Below are 16,140 nucleotides of genomic sequence, written 5' to 3' on the forward strand. Positions count from 1 at the left end.
CCAGGCAATCATCCCTATATGAGGATGTTGCGCCGTTGACGGAACTTGGTGGCGGCGTTTGCGGGCTCGCTGATTATAAGGGGCCCGAGAGGAGGGTTTAATACCAATGGCTGCTGCGCTTCCAATTCTTTCCGGGGAAGCCGGTCTTTCCCGGTACCTGAACGAAATCCGGCGTTTCCCTATGCTGGCGCCGGAAGAAGAATATATGCTCGCCAAGCGCTGGCGTGAGCACGAAGATCTCGATGCCGCGCACAAGCTTGTCACTTCGCATCTGCGTCTCGTCGCCAAGATCGCCATGGGCTATCGTGGCTACGGACTGCCGATCGGCGAAGTCATGTCCGAAGGCAATGTCGGTCTCATGCAAGCGGTCAAACGCTTCGAGCCCGATAAAGGCTTCCGCCTGGCCACCTATGCCATGTGGTGGATCCGCGCGTCGATTCAAGAATATATCCTGCGCTCCTGGTCGCTCGTGAAAATGGGCACGACCGCGAGCCAGAAGAAATTGTTCTTCAACCTGCGCAAGGCGAAGAGCCAGATCTCGGCGCTTGAGGATGGCGATCTGCGTCCCGATCAGGTGAAACTGATCGCGACAAAGCTCGGCGTCAGCGAGACCGATGTCGTCGATATGAACCGCCGCATGTCGGGCGATGCTTCGCTCAACACGCCGCTGCGCGAAGAAGGCGAAGGCGAATGGCAGGATTGGCTCGTCGATGAATCCTCGAGCCAGGAAAAGATCCTGGCCGATCAGGAAGAGAGCGCAAACCGGCATGGCGCACTGACAAGCGCGCTCGCTGTTTTGAACGATCGCGAACGCCGCATCTTCGAGGCGCGGCGTCTCTCGGACGATCCGGTGACGCTCGAACAATTGTCGGACGAGTTCGACATTTCGCGCGAACGCGTCCGTCAGATCGAGGTCAGGGCCTTTGAAAAGGTCCAGGCGGCGGTGAAAGCCGGCGTCGCCAAGATCGAATCCCTGCCGCCGCGGATCGGCCCCCCTGCCGCCGCGCCGGCGTAACCTCGCATCTCAGGAAAGTCGCAGACTTTCCGGATCAGGTGATGCGGTGAAACGAATTCAGCTCCCGACGATGGTGCCTATACGCCCGGCTTTGGCCGGGCGTTTTTTGTGCCCGTGACGGGTCTTCGAAAAGAGCCGATGAGCGCTGACAAATGATCGGCCTATTTAGCCGGCTTTCTCTCCCGGCGGAAAAGACAAGGCGTTGAACGGCGCGCAGGCGGCTTCGATCTCGCGCGAAACGGCGACATGCGCTGGATTGGACGTCACGAATGTCTTGTCCGTCGCTGCCATCAGGAGCCCACCGTCGGGCTGGTGTTCGACGATCGCAGACGATGGCGGGGTTATCTGAGCTGCGAAGCGTGGTGCGATATAGCTGATCCAAGCGAGGTCGATTGCTTTTCGTCGGCCCCCGATTTTGGTCCAAAAGCCGGAGAGATCCGATGGATAAGCTCGAACCCCCGCGGCATCGAAACATTCGGCGAGCGCGAGGACCGCGCCCTTAAAGATTTTATAGGTGACGATGGCGGGGTCTGGCACCGTATCGAAATCCGTCGAGAGACCGGCCGAATTGGTGAGATATGGTGACGGGGTGCCGGCGAGTAGTTCTGCGCAGAGGCGCCGCGGGCTCCGCCGCCAGGCAGCCGTGGTATAGGCGGTGACGTGATAGCCGTGAAAGGGGTCAGGTTTGCCCTCGTCGTCTCTGACGACGCCCGCGGCGATCATTTTGGTAACGCGGACCTTGTCCGCGACATAGGGTACAATGGGAGCATTTCTGGAATCAGAATCATACCAATGAGCGAGGAGAGGATCGACCGCTTGGAGGCGCTCCATGAGCTCGATCCACCGCCCGGCAAGTTCCTCGGGCGTTTCGAGACGCGGGCCCCAAAATGCGGAAATGGCGTAACTGGCGGCACGGGTCATTTGCGGCTCCTCGGCGGCATGTCGCCACGACTATGTCGCCAAGCTTGTTCTTCTCAAATAAGTCGCGAGCATAATCAGCCGCTTCTTTTTCAGCAAAATACCATTTGAGGCCGACGCCTCGCGCTTGCGCAATGTGGAGTTGCTTTTGTGCTTGCTCTAGAAACTCATCTCTCACTTTAGCTTCCAGCTTGCCGCCTGCGCGAATTAACGCAGCATATCTCGGGCCTTTTGCCTCGACGAGATCGCCCTTCTGCATGTCGCCATCGATGAGGTCGCCGGCATAGCGAAAGCAATCTTCGAAAAAGACCATCCGGCCCGTGAAGGGATTGAGAAGATTGACGCCGAATTCACGCGGGAGCGGCGCCAGAGGATTGACGCGCGCATGCACATCGTCCTCGTAATCTTTGGCCTTTTCGCTGGAGCCATGCGGCGTATCGCGCTCTGCCTCTGGACAAAGTTTCGGGTCGTCATCCTTCGGTTCTGAGTTTGGGTCCGAAGCGAGACGCTGCCCCGGCGCGAGCCCGGCGCGAAGCGCGTCATGAACGGCATCGAAATCGAAATAGAGTTGCTCGCCTAGATCGCGCCCGATGGGTTGATCTGTCCTGGCGTCGACATAAAGGCCATTCCGACTATGCGCCATGACAAAGACGTCGGAGCCGTCCGCTGCTTTGGTCGTGATCCGAAGCGTGCCTGCCGGTCCATCCTTTTTAAAATGAATGTCCGGCTCATCCGGGAGTGTGCCTTCAGTGATACCGCCGCTATTCGGCGTAGGAATAAAGAGTGCGCCGAGGACAGCAGTGGGCATGAAGAAGCGCGACGCAAAGACAGCGAGCGCTCTGATCGTGGTTGAAGTCGCACCGGCAAGGAAAGTGCGAGCACCAATCTCAGCTGCAGGTGTTGGGGCGAGGAATGCATAGGTGACGCTGCTGCCGTTTCCAGTTGGGCGATCAGCGCCGCTAGCCGCATTGCCTTCGCCACCGGAACCCCAACGTCCACTCTCGCGGCCATTGCCTGCTGGCACACGCGGCTGATTGGGATCATATCTGATGAGATCAAGAGCTGCCGTGTCGAACCCCAGCGCCTTCATTAAGGCGCGCGGCGAAGTGCCCTGATCAAGAAGCTCCTCGGCGAGGAATAGACGATAAGCGTCAGCTGCATCGACCACGCGTGGCAAGGCAGCCTGCGCCAAGCGTATGTTGGCGAGGGCCTTATCACCGCGTTCCCAGTCGTCGGAAGCAGCCTTGATGCATTGAAATGAATCGATGCCATTTCGTGGAGCGCCTGAGATGGAGAGAAGAGCGACGATGCGTTCCGCGTCTTTCGCGAATTCGAGACCTCGCGGACGTGTAGCGTCATCTGTCATCCGCGCGAGGCACGTGCCTGCTCCAAGGACGAGCCCCCGTTCCCGCATTTCGACCGAATATGAGATCGGGCCAGATTGCATCCGGTTTCGAAATCGCTTTTCGAGAAGATCTTCGTCAGCCATACCGCTCTTTCCGCCGCCCTATTATTGAGCTGAAGGGTAATCGGCAGATTTCAAGCTGGCTAGAACAGAAGTGGAACTTCTATCGGACATAAAAACCATCGAGACGATGTTAAAAAGCGCCCTTTCGTCTGGCGATGCGGCGAAATCGCCAATCCTTTTCGTACCGTGCTCGATGGCCCCGTTCGTGCTAAACCCCCGGCGCAATACGGAGGGGTTTATGTCCGATACAGAAGCGCCGGTTCGCAACGTCGAACTCGGCCCGCTCGATCTCGTTTTGGAACAGCGCGAGGACGGCACGATCCTCGGCCATGCCAGCGAGGAAGAGCAAAGCTATTCCGACAATATCCTGCAATGGCTGCGCTATTGGGGCGGCGCCGAGCCAGGCCATATTTTCCTGGCCGAGCGGCCGGCCCCCGGCGCGCCGGGCTGGAACAATATAACCTATGCCGAAACCTATGAGAAAATGCGCAGCATCGCGCTCGCTTTGCTCAATCGCAACGTGTCGCCGGAGCGGCCCGTCGCTGTGCTGTCGGGCAATTCGATCGATCATGCGCTGGTGGCGCTTGCCGCCATGTATATTGGTGTGCCCTATGCGCCCGTCTCGCCCGCCTATTCGCTGATCTCGAAAGATTTCGCCAAGCTCAAACATGTTTTGGGCCTGCTGACGCCGGGCGTGATCTATGTCGGCGACGGCGTGAAATTCTCAGGTGCCATCGCAGCCGCCGTGCCGCCCGACGTCGAATTGATCGTCTCGCAGAATCCGCCGCCCGGGCGCGCTGCTACGCTCTTTGCGCCTTTGCTCGCGCCGATCGAGGAAGACGCCGATGTCGTCAAGCTCAACAAGGCGCACGAGGCGGTCGAGCCGGAGACGGTTGCCAAAATCCTCTTCACCTCGGGTTCGACGGGCCTGCCGAAAGGCGTCATCAACACGCAGAAAATGCTCTGCGCCAATCAGGCGATGATCGAATATTTCATGCCCTTCCTGATCGAGGAGCCGCCGGTCCTCGTCGATTGGCTGCCTTGGCATCACACCTTCGGCGGCAATCAGAATCTGGGGCTCGTGCTGCGCCACGGCGGCACGATGTATATCGATCACGGCAATCCGCTGCCAGCCGGCATTAACGAAAGCGTGCGCAACCTGCGCGAGGTCGCGCCGACGCTCTATTTCAACGTGCCGCGCGGCTTTCACGCGCTTTTGCCTTATCTGCAACAAGATAAGGAACTCGCCAAGAATTTCTTCGGCAGCCTTTCGTTCAGCTTCGTGGCAAGCGCGGGCATGAGCCAGGAGGTCTTCGATGGGCTCGACGCCGCGTCGGTCGAGGCCTGCGGCGAACGCATCATGGTTCTGTCCGGCTACGGCGCGACGGAAACCGCGCCCGCCGCGCTCTTTTCGCTCGCCGGGCGCTCCGGCGGCATAGGCCTGCCGCTGCCGGGCGTTTTGATGAAGCTCATGCCGAATGAAGGCAAGCTCGAAGTCCGCCTGAAAGGCCCGAACGTCAGCCCGGGCTATTGGCGCGAGCCGGAGTTGACGGCGAAGAGTTTCGACGCGGAAGGCTATTACATCACCGGCGACGCGCTGCGTTTCGCCGATCCCGAGAAGCCTGAAGAAGGCTTCGTCTACGATGGCCGCGTGGTCGAGGATTTCAAGCTCTCGACCGGAAATTGGGTCTCGACCGGACCCTTGCGCGCCGCCTTCGTCGCGGCTTTCGCGCCCTATGTCAGGGATGCCGCGGTCGCCGGACACGATCAGGACGAAATCGGCATGCTGGTCTTCCCGGATGTCGAGGCGTGTCGGGCTTTGGCGCCGGATCTTGCGAAAGATGCCTCCGTCGCCGCCGTTCTGGCGCATCAAGACGTGCGCATGGCCTTCCAGACACGGCTTGCCTGTCTCGACGAACAGGCGACCGGCTCGACGAACCGTGTCGCGCGACTTCTTCTTCTCGAAGAACCGCCGTCGATCGACGCGCATGAAATCACCGACAAGGGGACGCTCAACCAGCGCGCCGTTTTGGAAAACCGCGCGGCGGCGGTCGCCGAGCTTTATAAAAGCCCAAGTTCCGAACATATTGTGCTCTTATCTTCGTGAGCTAGGGTTCAGGCCAGACCGGCCGATTCCTCATCCTGAGGTGCGAGCCATAGGGCGTTGCGAAGCGACGCCCGTCGCAAGCAACGCCCTATGGCTCGCGTCTCGAAGGACGAGGAATCGGCATCGTTTCTATAGCCCCCAAAACCCTCGATCCTTCGAGATGGGTCCTGCGGACCCTCCTCAGGATGAGGGTTTTTTGAGCTAAGCGTGATTAGGTTTGAACTGTAAGATGGCACAGGCTCTGCGGCCGAAGGCGAAAGTGAATTGATGGAAGCGATCGGCCGCGTATTTTTGGTCTTGGCCGGGATGGCCGCGGCGATTGCGACTGCATTTCTGGTTCTGCCGCTTCTCGTTCTCTTCGATCCGCTCGGCGGCGGCGCATCGCTCGTTGCATCCATCGGCGGCTTTATCGATCTTTTGGGCCGGAACGCGGACGATCTGCCGCCGGACCAGGCGGTGTCGCTCTTTGCCGGATTTTTCTGGTGGGCGGCTTTGATGATTTGCGTCGTGCCGGTCGTTGTCACGGCTTTGATCGGTGAGGTCGCCTCCGTGCGCAGTCTTGTCTGGTATGGTGGCGCCGCGGGCGGGCTCGCCGCGGCCATGCCTTGGTTGATGCGCGCGGCCTTCCACCTTGCCGATGCAAGGAGCGCAACGCAGCTCGAATTGCGCTTGGCTTTGCTGTTCTTTTTGACCGGAACCGCGGCCGGTTTCATCTATTGGCTTATCTGCGGTCGCCGCGCCGGGCTAAGGTCGACGCTCGCGCGGGCAGGCACTCCGCCTCCGCTGCCGTAGAGCGGGATGAGGAAAAGTGTGAAGCGGTTTTCCGCCCGCATCCCGCTCTTTATAAGGATCGATCACGTTCATGATTTTGGATTAGTTCAAGTCGGGCTTGCCCGACTTGAACTAATCCAAAATCATCGTGATCTAATGTGTCATTATCCCCATGCGCGCTTGCTTTCGTATTTTCTATGACGCGATGCTCCGGTTCTCGGAGGATGACGGCTGGGCGATCGCCAGTCACATCGCTCTATCGACGCTGACCTCGCTGTTTCCGTTTCTGATCTTCGTCACTGCGCTTGCCGGGTTTTTCGGATCGCAGCAGCTTGCCGATGAAGCCGCGCGTATCTTGCTCGAGACTTGGCCGCAACAGGTCGCGGCGCCCATCGCGGGCGAGATCCATAATGTGCTGACCAATGCGCATGGCGGGCTGCTGACGATCGGTGTCGTGCTCGCCATCTATTTCTCTTCGAGCGCGATCGAAGCGCTACGTATCGGTCTCAATCGCGCCTATGACGTCAAGGAGCGGCGGCCTTGGTGGCTGTTGCGGATCGAGTCGATCTTCTACGTTCTGCTCGGCGCCTTCGGGCTTCTGACCTTGGCCTTCCTCGTCGTGCTCGCGCCTTTGATCTGGGCAGCGGTTCTGAATTATGCCCCGGCGGCAGCCCCGCTCTATCGGCTCGTCACCTTCGCGCGCTTCGGCGTCGCGACGGTCGTGCTTTTCTTCCTGCTGTTCGTCATGCACAAATTTCTGCCGAGTGGACACCGCCGCTTCATCGATATTTTGCCGGGCATCGCGCTGACCTTCGCGCTTTGGGTCATCGCAGGCATCGCCTTTGGATCCTACCTTGCCGAATTCGCGCGCAATTATGTGACGACCTATGCCGGTCTCGCGTCGGTGATGATCGCGATCGTGTTTCTCTATTGGTTGGGGACAATCTTCATCTTCGGCGGCGAGCTCAACGCCGCTTTGATACGGGCGCGCACGCGGAGCACGATGGCTGGGTTATTCTCCAAAAAGAATGTTTCGGCTTAACGTTTTTATTCATCAAATAGCCAGCTTCTATGGCCGACAATGCGAGGGTCCGAAGAGATGGCTGCATCATGGCACTCAGTCCCGAAAAGGCAGGTTTCATCGCGCTGACGCGGTTTGGCTATGGCGCGCGCGGCGATGGCGATCTCGCGGCTGCTGCGAGCGATCCGCGTGGCTTTCTAAAGGCCGAGCTGGCGCAGCCGGGTATCACGCTTTTGTCCGGCCCCGCTTTGCCGCGCACGCCCATGGCGGTGCAAGCGCTCTTTGCCGATCAAGCTGCGAAGAAAGCCGAACGCGAACGGCTCGAAAAGGAAAAGGCGGATATGGCCGCCGCCGCGTCATCTCCGGCGATGGTCGCCAATGCCATGACCGCGCCTGCCAGGGAAAAGCCTGCCATGGAAAAGGCCTCCATGGAGAGCGGGCATCCGCAAGATATGCTGCAAAAGGAGATGACGCCAAAAGACATGGCGCCAAAACCGCCGCCGCCGCCTTCGCCGGAAGGCATGATCTATAAGGCGGAAGCAACCGCGCGCCTGCGCCGCGCGGTCGAAGCGCGGGTCGGATTTGCCGAACGCCTCGTCGCCTTCTGGTCGAATCATTTCTGCATCAGCGCGAATAAGAGCCAATTCGGGCGCATCACGGTCGGCGCTTTCGAGCGCGAGGCGATCCGTCCGCATGTGCTTGGCCGGTTCAGCGACATGCTGTTCGCCGTCGAGAGCCATCCGGCCATGCTGCATTATCTCGACAATGCGCAATCGATCGGGCCGCAGTCGAAGATCGGCTTAAAGTCGAAGCGGGGGCTCAATGAAAATTTCGCGCGCGAGATCATGGAGCTGCATACGCTTGGCGTCGGCGGCGGTTATTCGCAAGACGATGTGACGAGCCTCGCGCGCATCCTGACCGGCTGGACCTCCGTGGGGCCGCAGGGCAAGGAAGGCGAGGCGGGCAGCTTCTATTTCAATCAGGACACGCATGAGCCTGGCACCCAGCTTTTGCTTGGACGCGCCTATCCGCAGTATGGCGTCGGCCAAGGCGAGGCTGTGCTGATCGATCTCGCACGCAGGCCATCGACGGCGCAATTTATCGCGGCGAAATTCGCGCGGCACTTCATCTCCGATCAGCCGCCGGATGCGCTGATCCATCGTCTTGCAGGCGTCTTCCAGGAGACCGACGGTGATCTCAAGGCGCTCACCTTCGCGCTGATCGATTCGGACGAGGCCTGGAACGCGCCGCTCACCAAGATCCGCACACCTTATGAGTTTTTGATCGCGGTGCATCGCGCGACCGATCATGTGCCGGAAGATGCCGGTCAGATCTTGGGTCCGTTGAATGTGATGGGCATGCCTCTATGGACGCCGCCCGGCCCCAATGGGTTTGCCGACACCCTGGCCGCCTGGGCGAGCCCGGAAGGCATGAAGCTTCGCCTCGATCTTGTCGCGCAATATGCGGCGAAGATGAAGGATCCGCCCAATCCGTCCGATCTCCTCGATGCGCTGTGCAGCGGGGCGGCTTCGGCGGAAACGCGGGTCGCGGTCGCGCACGCGGAATCGCGGCAGCAGGGCCTGGCGCTGCTTTTAATGTCGCCCGAGATGCAGAGGAGATGAGCTTATGACGCTTGCGCATCCGTCGCGCCGCCTGCTGCTTTCAAGTTCGGGCGCGCTCTTCGCCTGGGCCTATATGCCGAAACAGGCTCAAGCCTGGTGGGGTTCGTCGCGCGATCCGCGTTTCGTTGTCATCATCCTGCGCGGCGCCCTCGATGGATTGTCGGCTGTGGCACCTATCGGCGATCCGGATTACGCGGGTCTGCATGGCCAGATCGCATTGTCTCTATCCGGCGATCATCCGGCCCTGCCGCTCGATTCCTTCTTCGCGCTCAATCCGTCCATGCCGGTTTTTGCGCGGCTCTATGCCGCGAAACAGGCAGCCGTCATCCATGCGGTTTCGACCGGCTATCGCGACAGATCGCATTTCGACGGGCAGGATGTTTTGGAGAGCGGCATGCCGGGACCGGGCTTCGTGCAGTCCGGCTGGCTCAACCGGGCGCTGGAGGCGCTGCCCAAGGGCGAGCGCATCGCGCAAAAGGGTGGGCTTGGCGTCGGCCCGGCGACGCCGCTTGTTTTGCGTGGCAATGCCTCCGTCGTCGGCTGGGCGCCGCAGGTGCTGCCCGCCGCCGGAGACGATCTCGCGCTGCGCGTCATGGATCTTTACAGCCATGCTGACCCGGCTCTGGCGAAGGTCATGGCCGAGGGGCTCGACTTAGACAAGATCGCGTCCCGCGAGATGGGCGGGGATAATAAGCCGCGCGGCGGCGCGGATTCCGTCGCCGGCATGCGGCAGGCAGCCCAAGGCGCGGCCAAGCTCATGGCCGCCGAGGATGGGCCGCGAATCGCGGCACTCGCCTTCGACGGCTGGGACACCCATGCCAATGAAGGCGGCGCCACCGGGCGGCTGGCGCAATTGCTCTCCGGTCTCGACGGCGCTTTTGAGGAATTCGAAAAGGCGCTCGGGCCGAAATGGAACGAGACCACCATCGTCGCCATCACGGAATTCGGGCGCACCGCCAAGGTCAATGGAACGGTTGGCACTGATCACGGCACGGGGACGGTCGCCTTCCTGGCGGGGGGCGCCATCAAGGGCGGACGGGTGATCGCCGATTGGCCGGGACTTCGCACCGAACAGCTTTACGAAAAACGCGACCTCAAGCCGACGGCCGATCTTCGCGCCGTGTTGAAGGGCCTGCTCGCGGAGCAGTTCGGCCTCTCGGACGCGGCCTTGAAGGACCGCGTCTTTCCCGACACTGCGAGCCTCAAGCCCCTGCGAGGACTCACAATTTAAATAAAAAAAGAGGACCGCGTTTGCACACGGTCCTCATAGCGCGTCCCCGGGGGGCCAGTGGGGACGCGAAACTCTTAAGGGGCATCCGCCTTAGAGGGGATGCGCTCTGGGCATGATACCGGCGAAATGAACCTGGCTCGCCTTCGCGGGAGAAGACGGAGCGATCGAGGCGGCTGGTTCGTCGAAGCGCACGAGCATGCCCAAGGCAAAGGCTGCCAGCGCCAGAACGACGATCAAAACCACCGAGACTTGAAACTGGCGACGTGCCGTCTGGCTGTCATAGGTTCTAATGAACCCCGCATCCGGCGTGTGATCGAAATGGTCTGCAATCGACATATCGGCTACTCCCAGAGCCTTAATGCTCTAACGCTCTCAATGTTCAAACGTTACGTTTTGGCCTTCGCGTTGCCTGTGCCGTACCGCACAAAGCATTAACTCTGCGCCTCTCCGACGCCATTGAGCCAACTCAAAGGTGATCGCACAAATAACGAAGAGGTGGATGGAAAGGTTCCAGAGACGGTGAATTTTAACTGTTCAACATGGGTTCGTGTGGTGAGCGGTCAGAGCCGGCTCGGCTGCTGGCGCTGCACCGCACCAGGCCCGGCGTAGGATCGCGAAGAAAAACAAAGCCATCACAAAAGTGCCGATCGGAACATGCGCGGCGGTCGCCAAAGGCCGGGCGAGCAAGGGCGAGATCCAGACGCAGGCAAAGAGCGTCTTCTCGAAGGGACGAAAGCCTTTTTCGCATCCGTAAGAAACGGCGAACGCCAAGGCAGGCCCAAGCAGGACCATGTCGTAATCGAGGACATAGGGCGGCGCGAGCAAGGTGCCGCTCAGCAAGGCCGCCCCCTTCAGCCGGTCGTCGGCGGCGGAATGCCAAAGCCAGGCCAGCGCCGCGATCAGAGCGAGGAGCAGGAGAGCCTGGAGGAGATAGGCTTCTCCCACCGAAGCGCCGAGAAGCCTCGCCGCCGCGAACAGGCTCTGCATTTTTTCGAAGCCGACGCCGCCTTGTTCGAGAACGATCGTCTTGGTGAGGGTGAGGCTTGCGAAGAAGCTCGACCAGACCTCGGGACCAAACGCGGCCCAGGTCGCGAATGTCAGGACCGCCAGGGTTGCAACGCCAGACGCGATGCACCGCCAATAACCGCCGGCCAGCAAAGCGATCGGGACTAGCATGGCGAATTGCGGCTTATAGGCGAGCCCGGCAAACAGAATGCCGGCGAGCCAGGGCCGGGCTCTCAGGTTGAGAAGCCCGCCTGCGAGAAGCGCCGCCGTGAGGAAGCCATTATGGCCATGCGTCAAATTGACGAAGACGGCTGGAAAGGCGAGCGCCGGGATGACGGCTTGCCGCCAGGCAATCCCGGCTGGTTTCAAGATCGCCCAGACCGCAGCCAGATAGAGCGACAGGGTCGTGGCCTGCCAGACCAGAAGCGCCAGCAAGTAAGGCAAGCACGCAAGCAGCCCGGCGACGCCGAGAAAATAAGGCGGATAGGACCAAAGATAAAAATCGGGCGAGGGGCCGAAGAGCTCCGCCTGTTTTGCCGTATGAGCCTTGGTGTCATAGGCGCTCGCCGCCTGGCCTTCGCGGACCTCCTGGCCCGCCGCCCAGATCTCGCTGAAATCCGGGCCGAGCGGGCGGCCGAAGCGGTCGTGTCCGTCCCGTGTGGTCGCGACCAGAAGGACGATTGCGCAGCCAAACATTGCCAGCAGAAGGATCGGATAGATCCGAAGCCTTGCTTCTGTCAGCCAAAGGCCGGATTTCAGGCTCAGGGTCATGAGACATCCCGCAGCGGTCGCGCGAGACAGCAATAGAGCGCAGTCTCTTAATTTCGCCTTGCCGGTAGCGGAAACTCGCGGTCTTTCTTTGGGAATGCTCGCGATCGCTTGACTAGCGCGGCCCGGCTTCAGGCGCTAAATCTTGCCACCCCCTCAACCGGAGTTCTTTTCGATGGCCTTTATCGCCGATGCCTTGCTGCGCGTGAAACCCTCCGCGACGATCGTGGTGACGCAGAAGGCGCGCGACCTCAGAGCCGCCGGGCGCGACATCATTTCGCTCTCGGTCGGCGAGCCGGATTTCGATACGCCCGACAATATCAAGAAGGCGGCGATCGCGGCGATCGAGCGGGGTGACACGAAATATACGCCGGTTGCCGGTATCCAGCCTTTGCGCGAAGCGATCGCGCAAAAATTCAAACGCGAGAACGGGCTCGACTACAAGCCGTCGCAGACGATCGTCGGTACCGGCGGCAAGCATATTCTGTTCAACGCCTTTCTGGCGACGGTCAATCCGGGCGACGAAGTCATCATTCCGGCGCCCTATTGGGTCAGCTATCCGGATATGGTTGCCATTGCAGGCGGCGTGCCGGTCATCGTTCCAACGAAGATGGAACATGAATTCAAGCTGCAGGCGGAAGACCTCGACCGCGCCATCACGCCGAAGACGAAATGGCTTTTATTGAATTCGCCGTCGAATCCGTCCGGCGCCGCCTATACGCGGGCTCAATTGAAAGCACTGACCGATGTGCTTTTGCGCCACCCGCATGTCTGGGTGCTGACGGACGATATTTACGAACATCTGACCTATGGCGATTTCACCTTCACCACGCCGGCGCAAGTCGAGCCCGCTTTGATCGATCGCACACTGACGATGAACGGCGTTTCGAAATCCTATGCCATGACCGGCTGGCGCATCGGCTATGCGGCGGGGCCCGATGTTCTCATCAAGGCGATGGACATGCTGCAAGGTCAGCAAACCTCGGGCGCCTGTTCGATCGCGCAATGGGCATCCGTCGAAGCTTTGACGGGCCCGCAGGATTTCATCGCGGAGCGCCGCAAAATATTCGAGAGCCGGCGCGATCTCGTCGTCTCGATGCTCAATCAAGCAAAGTATTTGAAATGCCCGTCGCCGGAAGGCGCCTTCTATGTCTATCCGTCTTGCGCCGAAGCGATCGGCAAGAAGACGCCGGACGGAAAGGTAATCGCGAGCGACGAAGATTTCGTCTCGGCGCTGCTCGAGATGGAAGGAGTCGCCGTCGTGCAGGGATCCGCCTTCGGTCTCGGCCCGAATTTCCGCATTTCCTATGCGACCTCGACCTCTGTGCTTGAAGACGCCTGCACCAAGATCCAGCGCTTTTGCGCGTCGCTCAATTGAATGTGATCCATGCGAAACGCGATTGCAGAATCTGGAAATGCAACTCGGTGCGCGCTCAAACGCCGCGCTTGTGTGACGCTTCGATGACTCGCTTTCTAACTCAATTTTAAGCTTAAGCTTCGTAAAACGAGCGATATTCGCTGGTTCATAAACTCGTGCGCCGCTTTCTCGCTCATTTCAAACTCATCCATCAATTCGCTTTGCTCGCGATTGCCTTCGCTTTGTTGTCGGGGTTCGGCGCGGCTGTGATTTGGATGAAGATCAATGATCTGCAAAAGGCCAATGCGCGGATCATAGAGCAGCAATTTCCATCGCGTCTGGCTCTTGCCGAGGCCAAAGGTTCGGCGGCGGCTTTCGCGGCGCTTGCCTATCGCGCGCAGACCGCCGATGCCGAGCAGTTGAAAGACATCAGGGAGACGATCGTCCAGGAAGAGCGGCGCTTCCGGCATTGGCTCCAGAACGTCGCCACTGACGATCCTCAGACGGCGCATGATCTATCCGGTATCGAAGCCCGATTTGAAAAGATGCTCGCCTTCGTGCGGCATTTCGTCAGCTCCGCGCAGACAGCGGAGACGGAACCGCGCGACTTCCAGCTCGAATATCGCTTCAGCCCGTTGCGCGACGATCTCGATGCGAGCCTCAATCATCTCTCCAACGCGCTCGGGAGCGCGGCGCAGGACTATGTAGAATTCACCCAGCATGTGCAGTCGGTGGAATTGCTGTCCACGGTCGAGGTGATCGCCGCGGGCTATGTGACGATCTTTGTGTGCACGATTCTTTGGGCGGCCTTCGGCATTGCCGGCCCGCTTCGAAGGCTGGCCGATACGACCCGGGCCATAGTCGACGGGCATCTCGACGTTCAAATTTCTGACCGCGGCTATGCCGAGGAAATCTGCGTCATGAGCCAAGCGCTCACCGTGTTTCGCGACACTGCCTTGTTCACACGCAAGCTTGAAGAAGATCACGTGGCGGCGAGGGCGGAGGCCGACCGGGCTTTGATTTTGGAACGGCGCCGTGTCGCCGAAATTTTCCGCAAGGATGTGATGGAAGCGATCATGATCGTTTCCGGCGCCAGCAGTGAATTGCAAAGAAGCGCGACTTTCATGCGTGACCGGGCGATCGAAACCGATCTCCAGGCGCAGACCGTGGTGAAGGTGTCAGCCGAAACGATCGAGACGGTCGGTTCGCTTTCGCATTCCTCGACGCAATTGTCCGGAACCGTCGGCACCATGAACGAACAATTGCTGGACGCGACGCATATCGCGATCAAAGCCGTCACGGATGGCCGCTCGACATCGCAAAGCGCGCATGAGCTCGTCGGCGCCGTCGACGCGATCAGCAAGATCGCCGACTTCATCTCCGACGTCGCCTATAAGATCAATCTTCTCGCCTTGAACGCGACGATCGAAGCGGCGCGTTGCGGTGAACTCGGACGGGGATTTGCCGTTGTGGCGGCCGAGGTGAAGCATCTTGCCCACGCGACCTCGCATGCGGCGGCGGATATCGCGCGGCAGCTCGCGGCCGTGAAAGGCGCGACCGATCAGGTGGTCAATGCCATCGACGTCACGGTCGACGGGATCGGCCAGATCGGCGAAATGGCCAGCGTGCTCGAGTCCGCGCATGGCGAAAGAGAACAGGCGACACGCAATATTACGGGCTGCGTCCATTCGGTCGTCCTGAATGCCAAGCATGTGTCCGACGTCATCTACGATGTCTGTCTGTCGACGGGAGAGACGCAGCGCGTCGCGGAAGCCATGCTGTCGGCGACGCAGGAATTATCTGAGCAGGCCGAACGCCTGCTCAGCCGGTCGCATGAATTTTGTGAAAAAATCGCTGCCTAGAGCATGATCCCGAAAAGTTGCAGACTTTTTGGATAAGGATCATGCGCTTAAACAAATATTCGCAGCGCGATTGATCATGCCAGAGTGGAATATGGGTTTTAGATGCAAGAAAGCCCGGTTCCAAATCTATGGAACCGGGCTCTTGCCACCCATTCGCCCGCGTCCGCGGAAATGAAACCGTTATCCCCCGACCGGTTTCTGCGTCGTCAGCCCCTATTCTGTAGCAGAGGGCCTTTCATCTGTCTGTGTTTTTACGGTCACAGTCACAGGAAGAAATGAAGGCCGGCGCATTTTGCTCTAAAATGACAGCGGGGTTGTCGCGCCCCGCTAAATCTGGTTTTCTGGCCTGAGCATGTTCCTCGGAAGGGCGATCGGCTTTCCGGAGCGGATATCTTTAACTTATTGATACGGGGTATGTTCTGCCGGTTGGCCTGTAGCCCTGGCGGGGCGGGTGCCTCTGTCGATCTTAAGCTTAAGCGGGGATTGAATGTTAAGGGATGATACCGGCGGGAGCGGACGCCGGCCCTCGCGTAATGTGCTCGGCGAACCGCTGGAAAGCTGCTCCTTCGATCCCTTGACCGGATATTACCGCAACGGTTGTTGCGATACGTCGTTGGAGGACACCGGCAGCCACACGGTCTGCGTCGTGACGACGGAGGAATTTCTCGCCTTCTCGAAAAAGGCAGGCAATGATCTTTCGACGCCGCTGCCGCAATATGGGTTTCCCGGCCTGAAGCCTGGCGACCGCTGGTGCCTCGTCGCGGCGCGCTGGCAGCAAGCCTTCATGGCGGGCAAGATGCCGCGCGTCGTCCTGCGCGCCACGCATGAAGGTGCGCTCGAATATTGTGCGCTTGAAGACTTGAAACGTTACGCCATCGATCTTTCTTGAACGGTATTGCTGGAACAGCGCGCTTATGCCGATATTTCGGGACGCACTCCTCAGCACAAGAGCATCTTAAACTTGGCCCTTACCTGAGGTGGCCGTAAGGCGGCCC

Annotated in this window: 13 protein-coding genes; 9 read left to right on the forward strand and 4 right to left on the reverse strand. The window is 59.9% G+C overall.

Translation table 11 applies throughout. The features are described from left to right. Window positions 1–106 precede the first annotated feature (106 nt). On the forward strand, window positions 107–1,015 hold the full coding sequence (gene rpoH, locus A3OQ_RS21295; protein WP_051116014.1) for an RNA polymerase sigma factor RpoH: 909 nt from the start codon (window positions 107–109) through the stop codon (window positions 1,013–1,015). Window positions 1,016–1,180: 165 nt separating this feature from the next. Here rpoH and A3OQ_RS0104100 read toward each other — a convergent pair whose 3' ends face one another. Together A3OQ_RS0104100 and A3OQ_RS24625 are read right to left on the reverse strand one after the other, a co-directional pair. Beyond that, window positions 1,181–1,912 carry an Imm52 family immunity protein gene (locus tag A3OQ_RS0104100; protein WP_341872092.1) on the reverse strand — a complete coding sequence of 244 codons (732 nt, stop codon included), beginning with the start codon at window positions 1,910–1,912 and terminating at the stop codon, window positions 1,181–1,183. Then, window positions 1,800–3,110, reverse strand: coding sequence for a hypothetical protein (locus tag A3OQ_RS24625; protein ID WP_161607299.1), 1,311 nt, complete (start codon window positions 3,108–3,110; stop codon window positions 1,800–1,802). The genes A3OQ_RS0104100 and A3OQ_RS24625 overlap by 113 nt, the downstream gene beginning before the upstream one ends. 529 nt (window positions 3,111–3,639) lie before the next feature. Here A3OQ_RS24625 and A3OQ_RS0104110 point away from each other — a divergent pair. The 5 genes from A3OQ_RS0104110 to A3OQ_RS0104130 all read left to right on the forward strand — a co-directional run bounded on the left by A3OQ_RS0104110 (window position 3,640) and on the right by A3OQ_RS0104130 (window position 10,153). Further along, entirely contained in the window at window positions 3,640–5,508 is a 1,869-nt protein-coding gene (locus A3OQ_RS0104110) for a feruloyl-CoA synthase (RefSeq protein WP_020174088.1), read from the forward strand. Window positions 5,509–5,772: 264 nt separating this feature from the next. Next, a complete protein-coding gene (locus A3OQ_RS23365) occupies window positions 5,773–6,300 on the forward strand; it encodes a hypothetical protein (RefSeq protein WP_152428312.1) in 528 nt (175 codons plus the stop codon). Between the two features lie 151 nt (window positions 6,301–6,451). Continuing rightward, complete coding sequence (locus tag A3OQ_RS21305) at window positions 6,452–7,321, forward strand: YihY/virulence factor BrkB family protein (protein WP_020174090.1); 870 nt, start codon at window positions 6,452–6,454, stop codon at window positions 7,319–7,321. Between the two features lie 68 nt (window positions 7,322–7,389). After that, window positions 7,390–8,922, forward strand: coding sequence for a DUF1800 domain-containing protein (locus tag A3OQ_RS0104125; RefSeq protein ID WP_020174091.1), 1,533 nt, complete (start codon window positions 7,390–7,392; stop codon window positions 8,920–8,922). 4 nt (window positions 8,923–8,926) lie between these two features. Continuing rightward, entirely contained in the window at window positions 8,927–10,153 is a 1,227-nt protein-coding gene (locus A3OQ_RS0104130; RefSeq protein ID WP_020174092.1) for a DUF1501 domain-containing protein, read from the forward strand. Window positions 10,154–10,243: 90 nt separating this feature from the next. Here A3OQ_RS0104130 and A3OQ_RS0104135 read toward each other — a convergent pair whose 3' ends face one another. Both A3OQ_RS0104135 and A3OQ_RS0104140 read right to left on the reverse strand, forming a co-directional pair. After that, complete coding sequence (locus tag A3OQ_RS0104135) at window positions 10,244–10,489, reverse strand: hypothetical protein (RefSeq protein ID WP_020174093.1); 246 nt, start codon at window positions 10,487–10,489, stop codon at window positions 10,244–10,246. 198 nt (window positions 10,490–10,687) lie between these two features. Next, window positions 10,688–11,929: a glycosyltransferase family 87 protein gene (locus A3OQ_RS0104140; RefSeq protein ID WP_020174094.1), complete on the reverse strand. Its 1,242-nt coding sequence runs from the start codon at window positions 11,927–11,929 to the stop codon at window positions 10,688–10,690. 172 nt (window positions 11,930–12,101) lie between these two features. On the opposite strand from A3OQ_RS0104140, the gene A3OQ_RS0104145 reads away from it, so the two are divergent. The 3 genes from A3OQ_RS0104145 (at window position 12,102) to A3OQ_RS0104155 (ending at window position 16,034) form a co-directional block, all read left to right on the forward strand. Beyond that, window positions 12,102–13,304 carry a pyridoxal phosphate-dependent aminotransferase gene (locus A3OQ_RS0104145; RefSeq protein WP_020174095.1) on the forward strand — a complete coding sequence of 401 codons (1,203 nt, stop codon included), beginning with the start codon at window positions 12,102–12,104 and terminating at the stop codon, window positions 13,302–13,304. Between the two features lie 155 nt (window positions 13,305–13,459). Next, window positions 13,460–15,145 (forward strand): methyl-accepting chemotaxis protein, encoded by a 1,686-nt coding sequence (locus tag A3OQ_RS0104150; RefSeq protein WP_020174096.1) that lies wholly within the window; start codon window positions 13,460–13,462, stop codon window positions 15,143–15,145. 487 nt (window positions 15,146–15,632) lie between these two features. Beyond that, window positions 15,633–16,034 carry a DUF2237 family protein gene (locus tag A3OQ_RS0104155; RefSeq protein ID WP_026595474.1) on the forward strand — a complete coding sequence of 134 codons (402 nt, stop codon included), beginning with the start codon at window positions 15,633–15,635 and terminating at the stop codon, window positions 16,032–16,034. Window positions 16,035–16,140: the final 106 nt, after the last annotated feature.

The organism is Methyloferula stellata AR4 (assembly GCF_000385335.1).
GTDB classification, from domain to species: Bacteria; Pseudomonadota; Alphaproteobacteria; order Rhizobiales; family Beijerinckiaceae; genus Methyloferula; species Methyloferula stellata.